This window comes from Achromobacter sp. E1 (genome assembly GCF_037039475.1).
Lineage (GTDB): Bacteria > Pseudomonadota > Gammaproteobacteria > Burkholderiales > Burkholderiaceae_B > Achromobacter > Achromobacter mucicolens.
The window spans coordinates 2484293-2498093 of sequence record NZ_CP146253.1; the positions used below are offsets into that span (position 1 = coordinate 2484293).

Sequence of the window (13801 nt, forward strand, 5' to 3'; positions counted from 1 at the left end):
AACGGCCGGGGCGCCCGCGAGGGGCGCGCCGGCCTGGCCGGGTTGCTCGGAGGCCGGATTGCCGTTCACACCGGCTCCTCCCAGGAGGCGTTGCGGCCGAGCGAGGCGGCCACGCGGCGCCAGCGGGTCTGCAAGGTGGCGTCGATGTCGCCGAAAGGCGTCTCGGCGCGGCAGCCTCCACGCAGAATGGATTCATCGGCCAGCACGCGCCAATGGCCTTCCTTCAATTCGTCGGCCAGGTGCAGGCGGATCAGTTCGATATCGTCCGGATTGGCCCACAGGCGCATCTGGCCGCCGGCCGTCGGATTGATGTGCAGCACGTCGCGCACGGCGTTCACCACCGATTCGGGCTGTTCGGCGAGGGTGGTGCGCACGACTTGCTGGGCGATGTCCAGGGCCAGCGTCAACAGGCTTTGCCCCATCTTTTCTTCCAGCGCGCCGATCGACACGGCGCAGGCTTCCACCAGCGCATGCAGACGCTGCGCTTCGGCGGCGCCCTGTTCGCGGCCCTGGGCCAGGCCTTCGGCGTGGCCGGCTTCGCGGCCGGCGGCAAGACCGGCCTCATAGCCCGCCTGCTGGCCAGCTTCGAACCCGGCGGCATGACCGCGCGTGACGCCTTCCTCGTGGCCTTCCGCAATCGCCTGGGCGCGCAACTGCGCCATCACCACGGCGGGATCGGGGCCCGGATCGGGTTCCGGCTCGGGTTCGACTTCGACGGGCGCCGGCTCGTCGAACGACAGCATCTGCCAGCGCCGCCAGGCGGCGCTGCGCGAGATGAGCGTCGCCGCGCCGTTGTCCGCTTCAGACATACGCGTCGTCTCCGGAGTTGCCCAACACGATCTGGCCGCTTTCCGCCAGGCGGCGGGCGATCTGCAGGATCTTCTTCTGTTCGGTCTCGACCTTCGACATGCGGATCGGGCCCTGGGCTTCCAGGTCCTCGCGCAGCATTTCGGCCGCACGGCTGGACATGTTGCGCAGGAACTTGGCGCGCAGCTCTTCCTGGGCGCCCTTGAGCGCGACCATGAGCGTGTCGTTGTCGATTTCCTTGAGGATGAGCTGGATTGCGCGGTCCTCGACGTCGAGCAGGTTGTCGAAGACGAACATCTCGTCGATGATCTTCTGCGCCAGGTCGTTGTCGCGTTCGCGCAGGCTGGCGACCACGGTCTCTTCCTGCGTCGAGTTCATCATGTTCAGGATCTCGGCCGCGGTGCGCACGCCGCCCATCTTGCTGCGCTTGGCGCCCTGGCCGGCCAGCACGGAGTTCAGCACTTCGGTCAGCTCGGACAGCGCGGCCGGCTGCACGCCGCCGAAGGTGGCGATGCGCAGCATGACGTCGTTGCGCAGGCGGTCGGTCAACAGCGCCAGCACGCCGGCGGCGCGGTCGCGCTCCAGGTGCACCAGGATGGTCGCGATGATCTGCGGGTGCTCGTCGCCGATCAGCTCGGCCACGGTGTTCGGATCCAGCCAGTTCAGCGCGTCGATGCCGCTGCCGCCGTCGCCGGCTTCCAGGATGTCCTCGATCAGGCCGGCTGCGCGGTCGCTGCCCAGCGCCTTGGTCAGGACGCTGCGGATGTAGTCGTCCGAGCCCAGCGTCACGGCCATGAACTGGTCGGCTTCCTGGCGGAACTCTTCCAGCACGACGGCGACGTCGTTGCGCGTGACCTGCTTCAGGCTCGCCATCGCGGCGCCGACCTGCTGCACTTCACGGGCGCTCAGGTACTTGAACACTTCGGCCGCGGCGTCTTCGCCCAGCGACATCATCAGGACGGCGCTGCGCGTCATGCCGTCCATTGGCAGGGAATCATTTTTCATCTTTGGTCATCCAGGTGCGCAGGACCATCGCGACGGCGCGCGGATCCTTGTTGGCCATGGTGCGAGCGCGTTCAAGGTTGTCCTGATAGCGATCGGTTTCCTTGGCGCGGGCCAGGTCCTGCGCCTCGCGGGCGGCCTCAGCACGCTCGGCTTCGGCCTGTTCCGGATCCACCGGCGGGTACAGGTACTCGGTGACCGAGCGGCGAATCTTGCGGTACAGCCACAGGGCCAGGACGCCACCGACCAGCCAGAGCAGGATCGTCTTGAACAGCGAGATCATTTCCGGATCGCGCCACATCGGCAGCGGCGGCGGGCCGTCGTTGAACTGGCTGTTGACCAGGTTCAGCGAGTCGCCACGGCCTTCGGAATAGCCCATGGCCTCGCGCACCAGGTTGGTGAGCTTGTTCAGTTCCTCGGGCGGCAAGGCCTGAAGTTCGCCGTCCTTGTCGCGCACGTAGTTCACGACCACGGCCACCGACATGCGCTTGAGGTTGCCCACGGGCTGCTTGATGTGGCTGATGGTGCGGTCGACTTCGTAGTTCGTCGTCGCGTCGCGGCGTTCGTTCAGGTTGCCGGCGGGGGCCTGCGTGCCGGTCTGCTGCTGTTGTTGTTGCTGCGCGTTGGCCGCCTGCGGGGGCTGGCCGGGGCGGGGCGGCTGTTGCTGCGGGGGATTGGCGATGGGCGCCTGCGCGTTGGCGGGCGCCTGGTTCGACAGCGCGCCGGGCACGCCTTGGGCGGGGCCGACGCCACGCTGGGTGGAATCGCTGGTCTGCTGGCTGCGCACGGCGGCCTGGCCAGGTTCCTGGTTCGGACGGTAGACCTCGGACGTTTCCTCGCGGCGCGAGAAGTCGACGTCGGCGGTGGCCTGGGCGTGCACGTTGCCGGGGCCGACCAGGGGATTCAGGATGGTGAGGATGCGCTCGACGGTGCGCTGCTCGATCTCGCGCACGAAGCGAAGCTGGTCGGCGTCCATGCCGCGGCCTTCGCCCAGCGGGGCGGACAGCAGGCGGCCGTTCTGGTCGACGATGGACACGCTTTCGGCGGTCAGTTCCGGCACGCTGGAAGCCACCAGCCAGGAGATCGCGGACACCTGGGCATCGCTCAGGCTGCGGCCCGGGTACAGGTTCAGCAGCACGGAGGCGGTGGGCGCCTGGCGCTCGCGCACGAACAGCGACTGGCGCGGCATGGCCAGGTGGACGCGGGCGTGCTGCACCGTGTTCATGGCTTCGATCGAACGGGCCAGCTCGCCCTCCAGACCGCGCTGGTAGTTGATCTGTTCCGCAAACTGGCTGGCGCCGAAGCGGGCGTTGTCCATCAGCTCGAAGCCGACCGAGCCGCCGCGCGGCAGGCCTTGCGAGGCCAGCTGCAGCCGGGCGTCATAGACGCGGTCGGCGGGCACGAGCAGCGCGGTGCCGTTTTCGTTGTAACGGTAGGGCACGTTCATCGTGCCCAGGGCCGTCACGATGGCGCCGCCATCACGGTCGTCCAGGTTCGAGAACAGGACCTTGTACTTCGGTTCGCTGCTCCACATGGCCACGGCGACGATCGCCGCGACAAGGGCCGCGGCGGCGCCGAGCAGGACGGGCTTGGGAAGCGCGCGGACCCGTTCCAGCACGGGGAACTTGGCCAGAAGCGACGAGCTCAGGGTAGCCTGCTGATTCATTGACGGCTCCCGCTGGCTTCGCGGAGCAGGGAAAATGACTTCATGTCTGGGTAGGGCCGATTACACATGCAACGTGCTTCTGGTCTGGGGAGAGCGTGGATTATTGCCCCTGAGACACCAATCCCAATCGATGAAAACAGCCGTTTTTTGGCGTTACTTAAGCCCTATGTCGATGACGAGGCGCAAAGCGGGGCCGCATCCCCTGTGGGGGACGTTCGCATTCGTTGAAATATCGGGTTTTTTGGCGGTTCTTGTCGGCTATGGACCGCCCGGATCGGCGTTACGCTGCGTCTTCAATTTGGCGTAATCCCCACCAGCAAGGAATAGGTAATGGCTGTATCAGGCTTGTCCGGCATCGAAGGCATGCTCCAGCAGATGCGCGCGGTCGTGAGCAAGGCGGAGACGGGTAATCTGTCCGCCGGCGAGGGCGTCGCGCAACCCGACGGTTTTGCCGCGGAACTGCAGCGCTCCATCCGTCGCGTGACCTCCGCCCAGAACGCCGCCAGCAACCAGGCCAAGGCCTTCGAGCTGGGCGCGCCCGACATCTCGCTCAACGACGTCATGATCGACCTGCAGAAGGCCAGCCTGGGCTTTCAGACGGCGGTTCAGGTGCGCAACAAGCTGGTTGCCGCCTACAAGGAAATCTCGTCGATGGCCGTGTAAGGCCGGCAAGCAGTTCAAAGGCCTTCCCCGCGGGGAAGGCCTTTTGCGTTGCAGCGGTGTCATCAGGGTCGCGCCATCAGGGGCACGCCACGAGCCCGCAAGACGCCGTTTCAGTTGCGCTGCGCGCCTTTCTCCAGGCGCCACACCACCTGCTGCAGCCAGTTTTCCTGGCGGGCGTTCAGGTTCATGAAGAGGGCGCCCACATGGCTGACCGGGGGTTCGCCCGTCAGCGACACGTGCTTGGGCGCTTCACCGTCGCTGCCGTCGGCGGCGGCCATCGGCTGGCCCGACACCGGATAGATGTTGCGCACTTCCAGGTCGGCGCTCAGTTTGCCCAGTTCGCCGAAATCCAGCTCCACGTCCTGCATCACCGTGCCGCGCTCGGGCAGCTCGCCCACGGCCAGTCCCACGCGCAGGCCCACGCCGTCCACTGAAATGTCGCGCACGGTGAAACCCACCGGCTTGTCCGCCGGCGCCGGTTGCCACGTTGCGAAGCACCGGTTGGCGCTGGTAATCATCGAGGCGCGGAACATCTTGCGCCGCTGGATTCGGGCCAGGCGATCGGGGAAGGGCGACATCAGCGCCGCGCTGCCGTCATCGAAGTGGATGACTTCAGGACGCTGGACGCGAAAGCGGATCTGCACGCCGCCATAGGCGGTGGCGTGGAAGTGGAAGTTCGTGCCGCTCAGGAGGCCCATGCTGTCCGACTGCTCGAAGTCCGCGCCATCGTAGTCGCGCGGGCGCCAGAAGAACTGGCGGGTCTGCTTGTCGGCCCCCAGGATCAGCACGGCAATCTCACGGTCCGCGGCATCGCGCACCAGGATGTGGCTGTCGGGGTGCGTCAGCTCGAAAAGGGCTGAGCGCATGTCTTCCGGCCGGGTCAGCAGGAATTCCGGATCGGCGGCATCCAACACGGTGATCGTCCTTAGGTAGAGATTTCGGGCCGCGCGGCCTGGGGTATGTCGCGCGATTCCAGGCGGTACAGCCAGGCGAGCAATTCTGCCACCGCGACATAGAGTTGGGGGGGAATATGCGCGTCCAGGTCGACCTGCATGAGCAAGCCCACCAGTTCGCGCGATTCGTGCACGTACAGTCCGTTTTCCTCGGCCGCGCGGACAATCGTGTCCGCCAGCTGGCCGTAGCCCTTGGCCACCACGCGGGGCGCGCCGTCGCTTTCGTCGTACGAGATGGCGACCGCCGCGTTGCGGTTGGCGTTCGGGCCGGCGTCCGCGGGGGAGGAAGGGGTGTTCATCAGAAATCGGTCGGGATGACGGGGCGGGGTTCAACCACGCTTACCGTCAGATTGCTCAGGGTCAGGCCGGCAGCCAGAAGGCGCGAGCGTAGCATGTCCGAGGAGTCGTTGATCTCGGAGGCGCTGTGCGGCGCAATGAGCTGCAGCACGATCTGGTCGCCCGCAAGGTTCAGGCGCGCGTCCACCAGGCCCAGGCGCGGCAGATCCAGCTTCACGCGCGTGGCCCAGGTGGGAACCGCGGATTCACGGTCGGCGCCGTAGGGGTCGCGTTCGACTTCCCATTCCATCTGCGTGCCGGGCCAGGCTTCGCCTTGCCAGTTCACCGTCTGATTGGCCAGCACGTCCAGCTGCTGGCGCACCAGCACCGTCAGATCCTGATGGATGCCGCTGATCGGCGCACCGGGCGTGGACGACGCCGCCGAGCCGCCCGAGGACGCCGGCGCCTCGGCGCCGCCGCCGGACCGGCTGGCGCTGGCCGCTTCGGTGCGGCCGCGCGCCTGGACGTTGGCGTGCGAGGCCGTGTCGCGAGACAGCCGGGCTTGCGGCTCGTTCTCCAGCGTGGACGGATTCTTGCGGCCGAAGACCATGTCGGTCAGATGCGATTCGTAGAACAGACCGCTGGTCTGCAATGCATTGCGCAAGGCCTGGCCGAGGGCGCGGGCAGACGGGCCGCTGGCGGCAAGCGAGGCGTGCGAGACGGCGTCGGCGCCTTTCGCGCCACCAGATTGTCCAGCCGGATGCGTGGCCGGCTTGGCGCTGGCGGCGTCTGCGGACGCAGAAAGAGAGGCGCCCGGGGTAGCGCCCGGGGTGGTGGCAGGCGTGGCGGCGGCAGCGGGCAGCGGGGTTGCCGGTGCGGTGGCGGGCTGGCCGGGCTGGCCAGCCTGCGCGGGTTGGCCGGGTTGGGCCGGGCCGGCCTGGCTGCCCGGGGCGGCGCCGCCGGGTTGCTGTCCGCCCTGCGCATCGGCGCTCCACAAGGGCGCTCGGCCTTGCACGGCCGGCGCGGCTTCGGGGTATTGGGCCAGCAGGGCCAGGATGGTGCGGGCCGTCGTGCCCAGCGTGGTCGGGGCCGAGGCGGTCGTGTCGCTGCTGGTGACCAGGCCGCGCGCGGCCAGTGCCAGCGCGGCGGCGGTTTTGGGGTCGACAACAGTATTCTGGCGGTCGCCTCGGGCGCCGCCAGTTTGTATGCCTTGCCGGGGATCGCGCGCCGAGCCGTCCGAAGGCCCGGCTTTCTCGGGGCTGTTGGGCTGGCTGACCGCGTCGGGCCGCGCGCCCGAAATCTGGTTGGCGTTGGCGGCGGACATCGTCGTGCCAAGCACGGCGTCCAACCGCTGCACCAGGACGTTGCCGAGCGCGGCGGGACCGATGCTCATTCGTCGGGCGCCTGGTTGCCGTAGGCGGACAGCAGGGTCTGCTGGCGCTTCATGCGTCCCAGCAGTTCGCCCAGCCGCGCCAACTGGGGCAGCGCCAGGTCGCGCGTCATGGCATCGTTTTCAAGAATGCGCACAAGCAAGTCGTACTTCATGCTGCGCCCGGCTTCGTCCAGCGGATTGACGGGTTCGGCATGGCGCAGGCGCTCGACCTGCTCGCAATAGAGCTGGCCGTGCATGAGTGCGGTGTCCCAGTCGCCGGCCTGGGCGGCCGTCAACATCTCGCTCGTTGAGAGCGCGATCTCCTGGTACTGTTCCAGGATGGTGGAAGACTGGGTGAGCGACGTCATAGAAATCTCGGGCGATCGATGGCTGGCAATAGCGGTTATGGGGGCCATCAAAGCGTTGCGCCCGGGGCAGGCCGATCGATGGAAGTCTGCCAGGCGTCGGCCAGGTCCGCCAGCAGGCGGTCCGCAATGTCCAACTGCTCGACGTCGGCTTTCAGGTTTGCCATGAGCAGGGTGCGGACGATGTAGTCGTAAAGCCGGCTCAGGTTGGCGGCGATGTCGCCGCCGGCTTCCATGTTCAGGCCCATCTTCAGGCCTTCGTCGACGATCTTGATGGCCTTGGTGATCGCTGCGCCGCGCTCGGCAACCCGCCCTTCCTGCAGATGCAGGCGAGCCTGTCCGATTGCCGCGCGCGCACCCTGGTAAAGCAGGGTGATCAGCCTTTCCGGGGTGGCGCTCATCACTTGGGTCTCCAGGCCGATATCGGCGTAGGAGCGGACAGAGTATGAGCCTGTGGGGCGGCGCGCGGCGTACGTCATTTAATGCATCTTCTCGGTTATCACTTCGTCGACTTGTTCATGGCCGCGAACTGCTGCGTCAGGTAGTTGGCCGTGACCGACTGCTGCGCAACGAATTTGTCCAACTGGACGAACTGCGCGCGCATCAGCTCCAGCGAAGCTTCGCCAGCGGCCTTCGCGCGCGTGTACTGATCTTTCACGTTGGCGATCGACTTGGCCAGACCGTCGGTCTTGGTCTTGATCGAGCCGGTGTCGCTCAGGATGTCCTTGGTCGCTTTTTCAAAATTGGCGGCCAGGCCGTTTTCGCCCGTCAGCATGCGCGAGACGTCCGCGCCGTTCGTGGACAGCGCCTTGTCCAGCTTGGTCTGGTCCAGCGTCAGCTGGCGCGTCTGCGGGTTGGTCGTGATGCCCAGGTCGGCCAGCGAACGCAGTGTGCCTTCGCCCGTCACGAACTGCAGGGCGCTGGCGAGCGACGACTGGATGGCGCGCGTCGTGCCGTCGCCGGTCAGCGGCTGGTTGGTGGCGGCGGCGGCGTCGAAAGCCGTCAGGTTCTTGATCGTCGTCTGCAGCGTGTTGTAGGCGGTCACGAAGCTCTGGATCGCCTTGCTGGCCACCGAAGGATCGCTTTCCAGCTTCAGCGTGATGGGCTTGCCGGCTTCGGTCTTGGACGACAGGTTGAGCGTGACGCCGTCGATGGCGGTCGAAATATTGTTCGTGCCGCTCTTGACGGTGATGCCGTTGATGTCGATTTCAGCGTCGACAGCGGCGGTGGCCGTCATCTTCGCGCTGGTGTCGGCAGCGTCGGTGTTGTAGTTCAGGACGTCCTTGAGCGACTGGTCGCCCGTCACCGTGATGGACTTGACCGACGCCTGCACGCCCGTGTCCTTGGCGGTCATCATCAGGTAGCTCTTGCCGTCGCCGTCGGTGATGACGGTGGCGCGCACGCCCAGCGAGTCGTCGGCGTTGACCGCCTTGACGATGCCGTTCAGCGAGGTGTCGTCCTTCAGGTCGACGGTCTTCTTGGTGCCGTCGGCCAGTTCGATTTCAAAGGAACCGGTGGCGCCATTGGACGCCTTGCGGTCGGCGACCGCGCCCGATTGCAGGGTCTGGGAGGTGGCAACGTTCTTCACGTTGATCGTGTACTGGCCGGCCACGGCGCCTTCGGCAGCCACGGTCGCGGTCAGGGCGTCGCCGCCGGTCACGCTGCCTTTCACGGCGCCCAGCGTCTCGGGCTTGCCCAGCGCGGCGGCAGCCTTCTGCACGGCTTCCACGGCGCTCTTGAGCTGGCCGTATGCCGTAACGCGGGTTTCGAAGCTGGTCTGCCGTACGGTGTACTGCTGCAGCTTCTTTTCCTCGGCAGCTTCCAGCTTCGAGAGGATGTCCTCCAGGGGCAAGCCTGAATTCGAACCGAGGTTGGTGATGGTGGCCATGTGAAGTTCCTTCCTAGCGATGCAATTCTGACAAAAATGTGGTCCCGGCTATCGGCCGGGTAAAGGCATAAGGCGGGCCTATTTCGACGGTTCTCGTGCCGGGCCCCGCTTCAATTTTGGCGAACGGCGTTTTAAGTGCCGGATCAGGCCGAGGTCTTGATACCGTTTCCCTGCATGTTCACGATCATTTTGGCGATCTTGAGCACCGCTTCGCTGGGGATGGTGCGCAGGACGTCACCCGACTCGGCGTCGATCACGGACACAACCACCTGGTGCACATTCGGGTCGATCTCGAACTGAAGCTGGGTCGACCAGGCCTTCATCTGTTCGTTGATCTCGTCCAGCGCCTTATCGAGCGGCATCTTCTGCGCATTGGCCTGATCCGACGTGGCGTTGCCGGAGCCGCTGCTGTTGCTGCTGGCAGGTGCGGGCGTGGCGGTGGCGGAAGGGTCGGGCGTGGCGATAACGGTCGAAACCGGTAACGACGCGAACGCTGCGGGGGCTAACGGGGTTACGGCCATGATCACTCCAACGGCGAGGGGGGCGTCTCGGAGAACGCGCTGTTTTCAGGAAATTCTCAGTTACCATAACGGCACCCTCGGGGCGAACTTTAGCCCCGCGCAACTGGATGGTTCACGTGCTAAGAGTCTGGATCGGGCAATGAGTGTCAAGACGGCGTTGCGAGTTATCGAAATCATCGAAACCTACGCCCGCGAGAAACGCGCGCTGCCCCTGTCGGAACTGGCCCGCCTGCTGGACGTGCCGGTCTCCAGCTGCCTGGCGCTGATCCGCACGCTCACCAGCCTGGGCTACCTGTATGAAACCGGAAGGCGCCAGGGCTACTACCCGACCGGCCGGCTGCTCGCCATGGCCCAGCGCATCGCGCGGGCCGATCCTGTCCTGGACCGGGTGTATCCCAGCCTGGTCGAACTGCGCGACGCCACGCGCGAAACGGTGGTCTTCGCCAAGCTGTCGGCCGACGGCCGTGTCGTGTACCTGGATGTGCTCGACTCCCCCCATACGATCCGATACGCGCCGGTTGCCGGCGAGTTCAAGGACGTTCACGCCAATTCGCTGGGTAAGGCGTTGCTGTCGCTGCTGGATGACGCGGCGCGCGATGCGTTGCTGGCGGGCATCCCCATGACGCGGTACAACGAGCGCACCCTGGTGACCCGCGAGGCGCTGCTCGCGGATCTGGACGCCTCGCGGCAGCGGGGATGGTTCATGAATAGCGGCGAGTCGATCGCCGACGTGGGCGCGATCGCCTGGCCGGTCACGCTGTCCGGCGAACACTACGCCATTTCGGTGGGTGGCCCGATCTACCGGATCGAGCCGGAGCAGGAATCGTATGCCCGGATCCTGAGGGCGGCCTGCACGGGGCTGGAGCAGCAGGCCTGAACCGCGCCCGCCTGCGGGCGGGTGTGCTTAGTACGACTTGGGCAGGCCCAGCACCTTTTCCGCAATGAAGCACATGATGAGCTGCGGGCTGACCGGCGCGATGCGGGGGATGAAGCTTTCGCGCAGCAGCCGCTCCACGTGGTACTCCTTGGCGTAGCCCATGCCACCCAGCGTCATCACCGCCGTCTGGCAGGCGTTGTAGCCCGCTTCGGCCGCCAGGTACTTGGCCGAGTTGGCGGCTGGGCCGCAGGGCTTGCCCGCGTCGTACAGGCTGGCCGCCTTGAACACCATCAGGTCCGCGGCCTCCAACTGCATCCACGCCTGGGCAAGCGGGTGCTGGATGCCCTGGTTCTTGCCGATGGGGCGGCCGAACACGGTGCGTTCGCCGGCATACTTGACCGCCCGGTCCAGCGCCGCGCGGCCGATTCCCACCGCTTCGGCGGCGATCAGGATGCGCTCGGGATTCAAGCCATGCAGGATGTATTCAAAGCCGCGGCCTTCCTCGCCGATACGATCGGCCACCGGAATACGCAGGCCATCGATGAACAGCATGTTCGAATCGACCGCCTTGCGGCCCATTTTTTCAATCTCACGCACCTCGATCTTTTCCCGGTCCAGGTCGGTGTAGAAGAGCGACAGGCCCTGCGTGGGCTTGTCCACCTCGGACAGCGGCGTGGTGCGCGCCAACAGCAGCATCTTGCTGGCCACCTGGGCCGTCGAGATCCAGATCTTGCGGCCATGCACGATGTATTCGTCGCCCTGGCGCACGGCGCGGGTGCTCAGTTTGGTCGTGTCCAGCCCTGCGTCGGGCTCGGTGACCGCAAAACAGGCCTTTTCCCGGCCGGCGATCAGCGGTTCGAGCCACCGCCCGCGCTGTTCATCGCTGCCGAACACCACGACCGGATTCAGCCCGAAGATGTTCATGTGGACGGCCGAGGCGCCGGTAAAGCCCGCACCCGACGCGGCGATGGTCTGCATCATCAGCGCCGCTTCCGTCATGCCCAGGCCCGCGCCGCCGTACTCCTGCGGCATCGCGATGCCCAGCCAGCCGTCGCGCGCCAGGTCCGCGTGCAGGGGTTCCGGAAACCCGCCCTCGCGGTCTCGTTCCAGCCAGTATTCGTCGGGGTAGCGGTCGCAGATGCGCGAAACCGCGTCGCGCAGGGCGAGTTGGTCGGGGGTGAATTCAAAGTCCATCGTTGTTTCCGTCCTGGGTAATGCCACGGGCAAGCATGGCGTCGATCTGTTCCTGGCCGTAGCCCGCCTCGGCCAGCACCTCGCGGCTGTGCTGCCCGAGGCGCGGGGCAGGGCGCCGTATCGAAGTCGGCGTGCCTTCGTAGCGGCCCAGCGTTCCGGTGGTGCGAATGCGGCCCTCCGACGGGTGGTCCATTTCCTGGATGAAGCCGGTGGCGGTCAGGTGCTCGTCCCGCAGCAGGCCGTCGATGGTGTAGAGCTGCGAGGCGGGAATGTCGGCGCGCGCCAGTTCCGTCAGCCACTCCTGGCTCGGGCGGGTGGCGATCACCTCGGCCACGAAGGCGTAGACCTCGCTGATGTGCGCCGCGCGGGCGCCGTGCGTGCAAAAGCGCGGATCCTGCGACAGCTCGGGACGCCCGATCAACGCGAAGAAGTTGCGCCAGTGCTTGTCGTTGTAAATCAGCAGGCAGATGTATCCGTCAGCGGTGGCGTACGGCCGGCGATGCGGCGCCAGCAGCCGCGCGTATCCCGTGGGGCCCATCGGCGGCTCGAAGGTCGCGCCGCCCAGATGGTCGCCCAGCACCAGGTGCGCCATGCCCTCGAACATCGGGATCTCCACCTGCTGGCCGCGGCCGAGCGTGCGGGCGCCCAGCACCGCGGACACCAGCGCGATGCCGACGTGCAGGCCGACCGCCCGGTCAGCCAGCGTCAGCGGCGCATAGCGCGGCACATCGCCGCTCTGCTGCGCGGAGAGCGCGGCAATGCCGGTCTGCCCCTGGATCAGGTCGTCGTAGGCGGGGCGGCCCGCATAGGGGCCGGCCTCGCCGAATCCATAAGCGCCGACATAGACAAGTCGCGGGTTGCGCGCGGCCACCGCTTCGTACGACAGCCCCAGCCGCGCCATCGCCTGCGGGCGGATGTTGTAGAGCAGGGCGTCGCAGCCTTCCGCCAGTTTCAGGCAGGCCTCCCGGCCCTCGGGGGTCTTCAGGTCCAGGACGATCGACCGCTTGTTGCGGTTCAGGTGCAGGTAGAGATGCCCCATGCCCGGGTTGCGCATGGGGCCGACGGCCCGCATGTTGTCCCCCGCCGGCGACTCCACCTTGATGACGTCCGCACCCAGGTCCGCCAGGACCTGGGTCGCATACGGCCCCATCACCACCGAGCTCAAGTCCAGGATGCGCACGCCGGCGAGCGGCCCGGCGGCCGGCGTGTCGGGCAGGGGCTGGTCGATCATTGCTGCTCGATCCCCGCGTCGCGGATCAGTTTGCCCCACAGGTCGCGCTGTTCGCCGACGAACTGGGCGAAGGCCTCGGGGGTGCTGGAGAACGCATCAAATCCCAGTCCCGCCAGGCGCTTTTTCGTATCGGGATTTGCCGCGATCTTGTTGATGGCCGCATTCAGCTTGGCCACGATCTCGGGCGGCATCCCGGCCGGGCCGAAGTAGCCATTCCAGGAATTCAGGTCGAAGTCGGGCACGCCCGCCTCGGCCATCGATGGCAGGTCGGGCACGATGGCGCTGCGCTCGGCCGTGGACACGGCCAGGGCGCGCAATTGCCCCGACTGCACGAACGGCAGGCCCGAGGCCAGATCGGTGAACATGAAGTCCACCTGGCCGCCCACCACGTCCGTCAGGCTCTGCGGCGTGCCTTTGTAGGGCACGTGCAGGATATCGATCTTGGCGCGGTTGGCCAGTGTTGCGCCGGCGACGATGCCCGTGCTGTTGCCGCTGGCATAGGTGATGCGGCCGGGATTCTTCTTGGCGTCGGCCACCAGGTCAGCCACCGTCTTCCAGGGACGCTTCGGGTTCACGACCAGGATGAAGGGCAGGTTGCCGCCCCGCGCGATGGGGGTGAAATCCTTCACCGGGTCGTATGGCACGTTCTTCATCAGCCATGGCGCGGCGGAATGGGACGTGTTGGTGGTGACGAAGAGCGTGTAGCCGTCCGGCTTGGCGCGCGCCACGTAGTTGGCCGCGATCGTCGCGTTGGCGCCGGGCTTGTTCTCGACCACGACCTGCTGGCCAAGGATGGTCGACAGTTCGGCCCCGAAGATGCGGCCCACGGCGTCCGTGCCGGATCCGGCGGGAAAGGGCACCACGAGGGTGATGGGCTTGGCGGGGTAATCGGCGGCGTGCGCGGGGCCAGCGGCCATCAAGGCGGCGCCGCTCACTAGCGCGGCGCCCAGCAGGCGTAGGGATTGCATGGGTGTGTCTCCTGTTTT

15 protein-coding genes are annotated in these 13801 nt (G+C 66.8%); 2 read left to right on the forward strand and 13 right to left on the reverse strand.

Annotated elements, in window-relative coordinates; genetic code table 11:
* Positions 1-65: 65 nt before the first annotated feature.
* The 3 genes from fliH to fliF are packed head-to-tail and all read right to left on the reverse strand — an operon-like array spanning position 66 to position 3475.
* Positions 66-809, reverse strand: coding sequence for a flagellar assembly protein FliH (fliH, locus tag V6V88_RS11350; protein ID WP_280002631.1), 744 nt, complete (start codon positions 807-809; stop codon positions 66-68).
* Positions 802-1812, reverse strand: a complete 1011-nt coding sequence (gene fliG, locus V6V88_RS11355; RefSeq protein ID WP_056316680.1) for a flagellar motor switch protein FliG — start codon at positions 1810-1812, stop codon at positions 802-804. The genes fliH and fliG overlap by 8 nt, the downstream gene beginning before the upstream one ends.
* Positions 1802-3475 carry a flagellar basal-body MS-ring/collar protein FliF gene (gene fliF / locus V6V88_RS11360; RefSeq protein ID WP_223575369.1) on the reverse strand — a complete coding sequence of 558 codons (1674 nt, stop codon included), beginning with the start codon at positions 3473-3475 and terminating at the stop codon, positions 1802-1804. The genes fliG and fliF overlap by 11 nt, the downstream gene beginning before the upstream one ends.
* Positions 3476-3805: 330 nt before the next feature.
* Between fliF and fliE the strand changes: the two genes are divergently transcribed.
* The gene (fliE, locus tag V6V88_RS11365) at positions 3806-4138 is read left to right on the forward strand and encodes a flagellar hook-basal body complex protein FliE (RefSeq protein WP_056316686.1); all 333 of its coding nucleotides are present in this window, start codon (positions 3806-3808) and stop codon (positions 4136-4138) included.
* 110 nt (positions 4139-4248) lie between these two features.
* Here the strand turns inward: fliE and V6V88_RS11370 are convergent, their stop codons facing one another.
* The 7 genes from V6V88_RS11370 to V6V88_RS11400 all read right to left on the reverse strand — a co-directional run bounded on the left by V6V88_RS11370 (position 4249) and on the right by V6V88_RS11400 (position 9513).
* Positions 4249-5049 carry a hypothetical protein gene (locus V6V88_RS11370; RefSeq protein ID WP_062841394.1) on the reverse strand — a complete coding sequence of 267 codons (801 nt, stop codon included), beginning with the start codon at positions 5047-5049 and terminating at the stop codon, positions 4249-4251.
* A gap of 14 nt (positions 5050-5063) precedes the next feature.
* A complete protein-coding gene (locus tag V6V88_RS11375) occupies positions 5064-5390 on the reverse strand; it encodes an EscU/YscU/HrcU family type III secretion system export apparatus switch protein (protein WP_056316694.1) in 327 nt (108 codons plus the stop codon).
* Positions 5390-6760 carry a flagellar hook-length control protein FliK gene (locus tag V6V88_RS11380; RefSeq protein WP_223575370.1) on the reverse strand — a complete coding sequence of 457 codons (1371 nt, stop codon included), beginning with the start codon at positions 6758-6760 and terminating at the stop codon, positions 5390-5392. The genes V6V88_RS11375 and V6V88_RS11380 overlap by 1 nt, the downstream gene beginning before the upstream one ends.
* The gene (locus V6V88_RS11385) at positions 6757-7107 is read right to left on the reverse strand and encodes a flagellar protein FliT (RefSeq protein WP_062841391.1); all 351 of its coding nucleotides are present in this window, start codon (positions 7105-7107) and stop codon (positions 6757-6759) included. Before V6V88_RS11385 ends, V6V88_RS11380 begins: the two co-directional genes overlap by 4 nt.
* A 47-nt stretch (positions 7108-7154) precedes the next feature.
* Positions 7155-7583, reverse strand: a complete 429-nt coding sequence (gene fliS, locus V6V88_RS11390) for a flagellar export chaperone FliS (RefSeq protein WP_062841390.1) — start codon at positions 7581-7583, stop codon at positions 7155-7157.
* A 20-nt stretch (positions 7584-7603) separates the two neighbouring features.
* Positions 7604-8992, reverse strand: coding sequence for a flagellar filament capping protein FliD (gene fliD / locus V6V88_RS11395; RefSeq protein WP_062841389.1), 1389 nt, complete (start codon positions 8990-8992; stop codon positions 7604-7606).
* Between the two features lie 143 nt (positions 8993-9135).
* Entirely contained in the window at positions 9136-9513 is a 378-nt protein-coding gene (locus V6V88_RS11400; protein ID WP_056316709.1) for a flagellar protein FlaG, read from the reverse strand.
* Between the two features lie 139 nt (positions 9514-9652).
* On the opposite strand from V6V88_RS11400, the gene V6V88_RS11405 reads away from it, so the two are divergent.
* Positions 9653-10390 (forward strand): IclR family transcriptional regulator, encoded by a 738-nt coding sequence (locus V6V88_RS11405; protein WP_056316712.1) that lies wholly within the window; start codon positions 9653-9655, stop codon positions 10388-10390.
* Between the two features lie 27 nt (positions 10391-10417).
* Here V6V88_RS11405 and V6V88_RS11410 read toward each other — a convergent pair whose 3' ends face one another.
* From V6V88_RS11410 to V6V88_RS11420, 3 genes are read right to left on the reverse strand one after another with little or no spacing between them, the layout of a single operon-like run.
* Positions 10418-11584 (reverse strand): acyl-CoA dehydrogenase family protein, encoded by a 1167-nt coding sequence (locus tag V6V88_RS11410; RefSeq protein WP_142055701.1) that lies wholly within the window; start codon positions 11582-11584, stop codon positions 10418-10420.
* Complete coding sequence (locus V6V88_RS11415) at positions 11574-12815, reverse strand: CoA transferase (RefSeq protein WP_338619285.1); 1242 nt, start codon at positions 12813-12815, stop codon at positions 11574-11576. The genes V6V88_RS11410 and V6V88_RS11415 overlap by 11 nt, the downstream gene beginning before the upstream one ends.
* Positions 12812-13783: a tripartite tricarboxylate transporter substrate binding protein gene (locus tag V6V88_RS11420; protein WP_338619286.1), complete on the reverse strand. Its 972-nt coding sequence runs from the start codon at positions 13781-13783 to the stop codon at positions 12812-12814. The genes V6V88_RS11415 and V6V88_RS11420 overlap by 4 nt, the downstream gene beginning before the upstream one ends.
* Positions 13784-13801: the final 18 nt, after the last annotated feature.

Coding starts and splice junctions, on each gene's coding strand:
- fliH (WP_280002631.1), bottom strand. CDS start 809: ATGTCTGAAGCGGACAACGGCGCGGCGACGCTCATCTCGCGCAGCGCC.
- fliG (WP_056316680.1), bottom strand. CDS start 1,812: ATGAAAAATGATTCCCTGCCAATGGACGGCATGACGCGCAGCGCCGTC.
- fliF (WP_223575369.1), bottom strand. CDS start 3,475: ATGAATCAGCAGGCTACCCTGAGCTCGTCGCTTCTGGCCAAGTTCCCC.
- fliE (WP_056316686.1), top strand. CDS start 3,806: ATGGCTGTATCAGGCTTGTCCGGCATCGAAGGCATGCTCCAGCAGATG.
- V6V88_RS11375 (WP_056316694.1), bottom strand. CDS start 5,390: ATGAACACCCCTTCCTCCCCCGCGGACGCCGGCCCGAACGCCAACCGC.
- V6V88_RS11380 (WP_223575370.1), bottom strand. CDS start 6,760: ATGAGCATCGGTCCCGCCGCGCTCGGCAACGTCCTGGTGCAGCGGTTG.
- V6V88_RS11385 (WP_062841391.1), bottom strand. CDS start 7,107: ATGACGTCGCTCACCCAGTCTTCCACCATCCTGGAACAGTACCAGGAG.
- fliS (WP_062841390.1), bottom strand. CDS start 7,583: ATGACGTACGCCGCGCGCCGCCCCACAGGCTCATACTCTGTCCGCTCC.
- fliD (WP_062841389.1), bottom strand. CDS start 8,992: ATGGCCACCATCACCAACCTCGGTTCGAATTCAGGCTTGCCCCTGGAG.
- V6V88_RS11400 (WP_056316709.1), bottom strand. CDS start 9,513: ATGGCCGTAACCCCGTTAGCCCCCGCAGCGTTCGCGTCGTTACCGGTT.
- V6V88_RS11405 (WP_056316712.1), top strand. CDS start 9,653: ATGAGTGTCAAGACGGCGTTGCGAGTTATCGAAATCATCGAAACCTAC.
- V6V88_RS11410 (WP_142055701.1), bottom strand. CDS start 11,584: ATGGACTTTGAATTCACCCCCGACCAACTCGCCCTGCGCGACGCGGTT.
- V6V88_RS11415 (WP_338619285.1), bottom strand. CDS start 12,815: ATGATCGACCAGCCCCTGCCCGACACGCCGGCCGCCGGGCCGCTCGCC.
- V6V88_RS11420 (WP_338619286.1), bottom strand. CDS start 13,783: ATGCAATCCCTACGCCTGCTGGGCGCCGCGCTAGTGAGCGGCGCCGCC.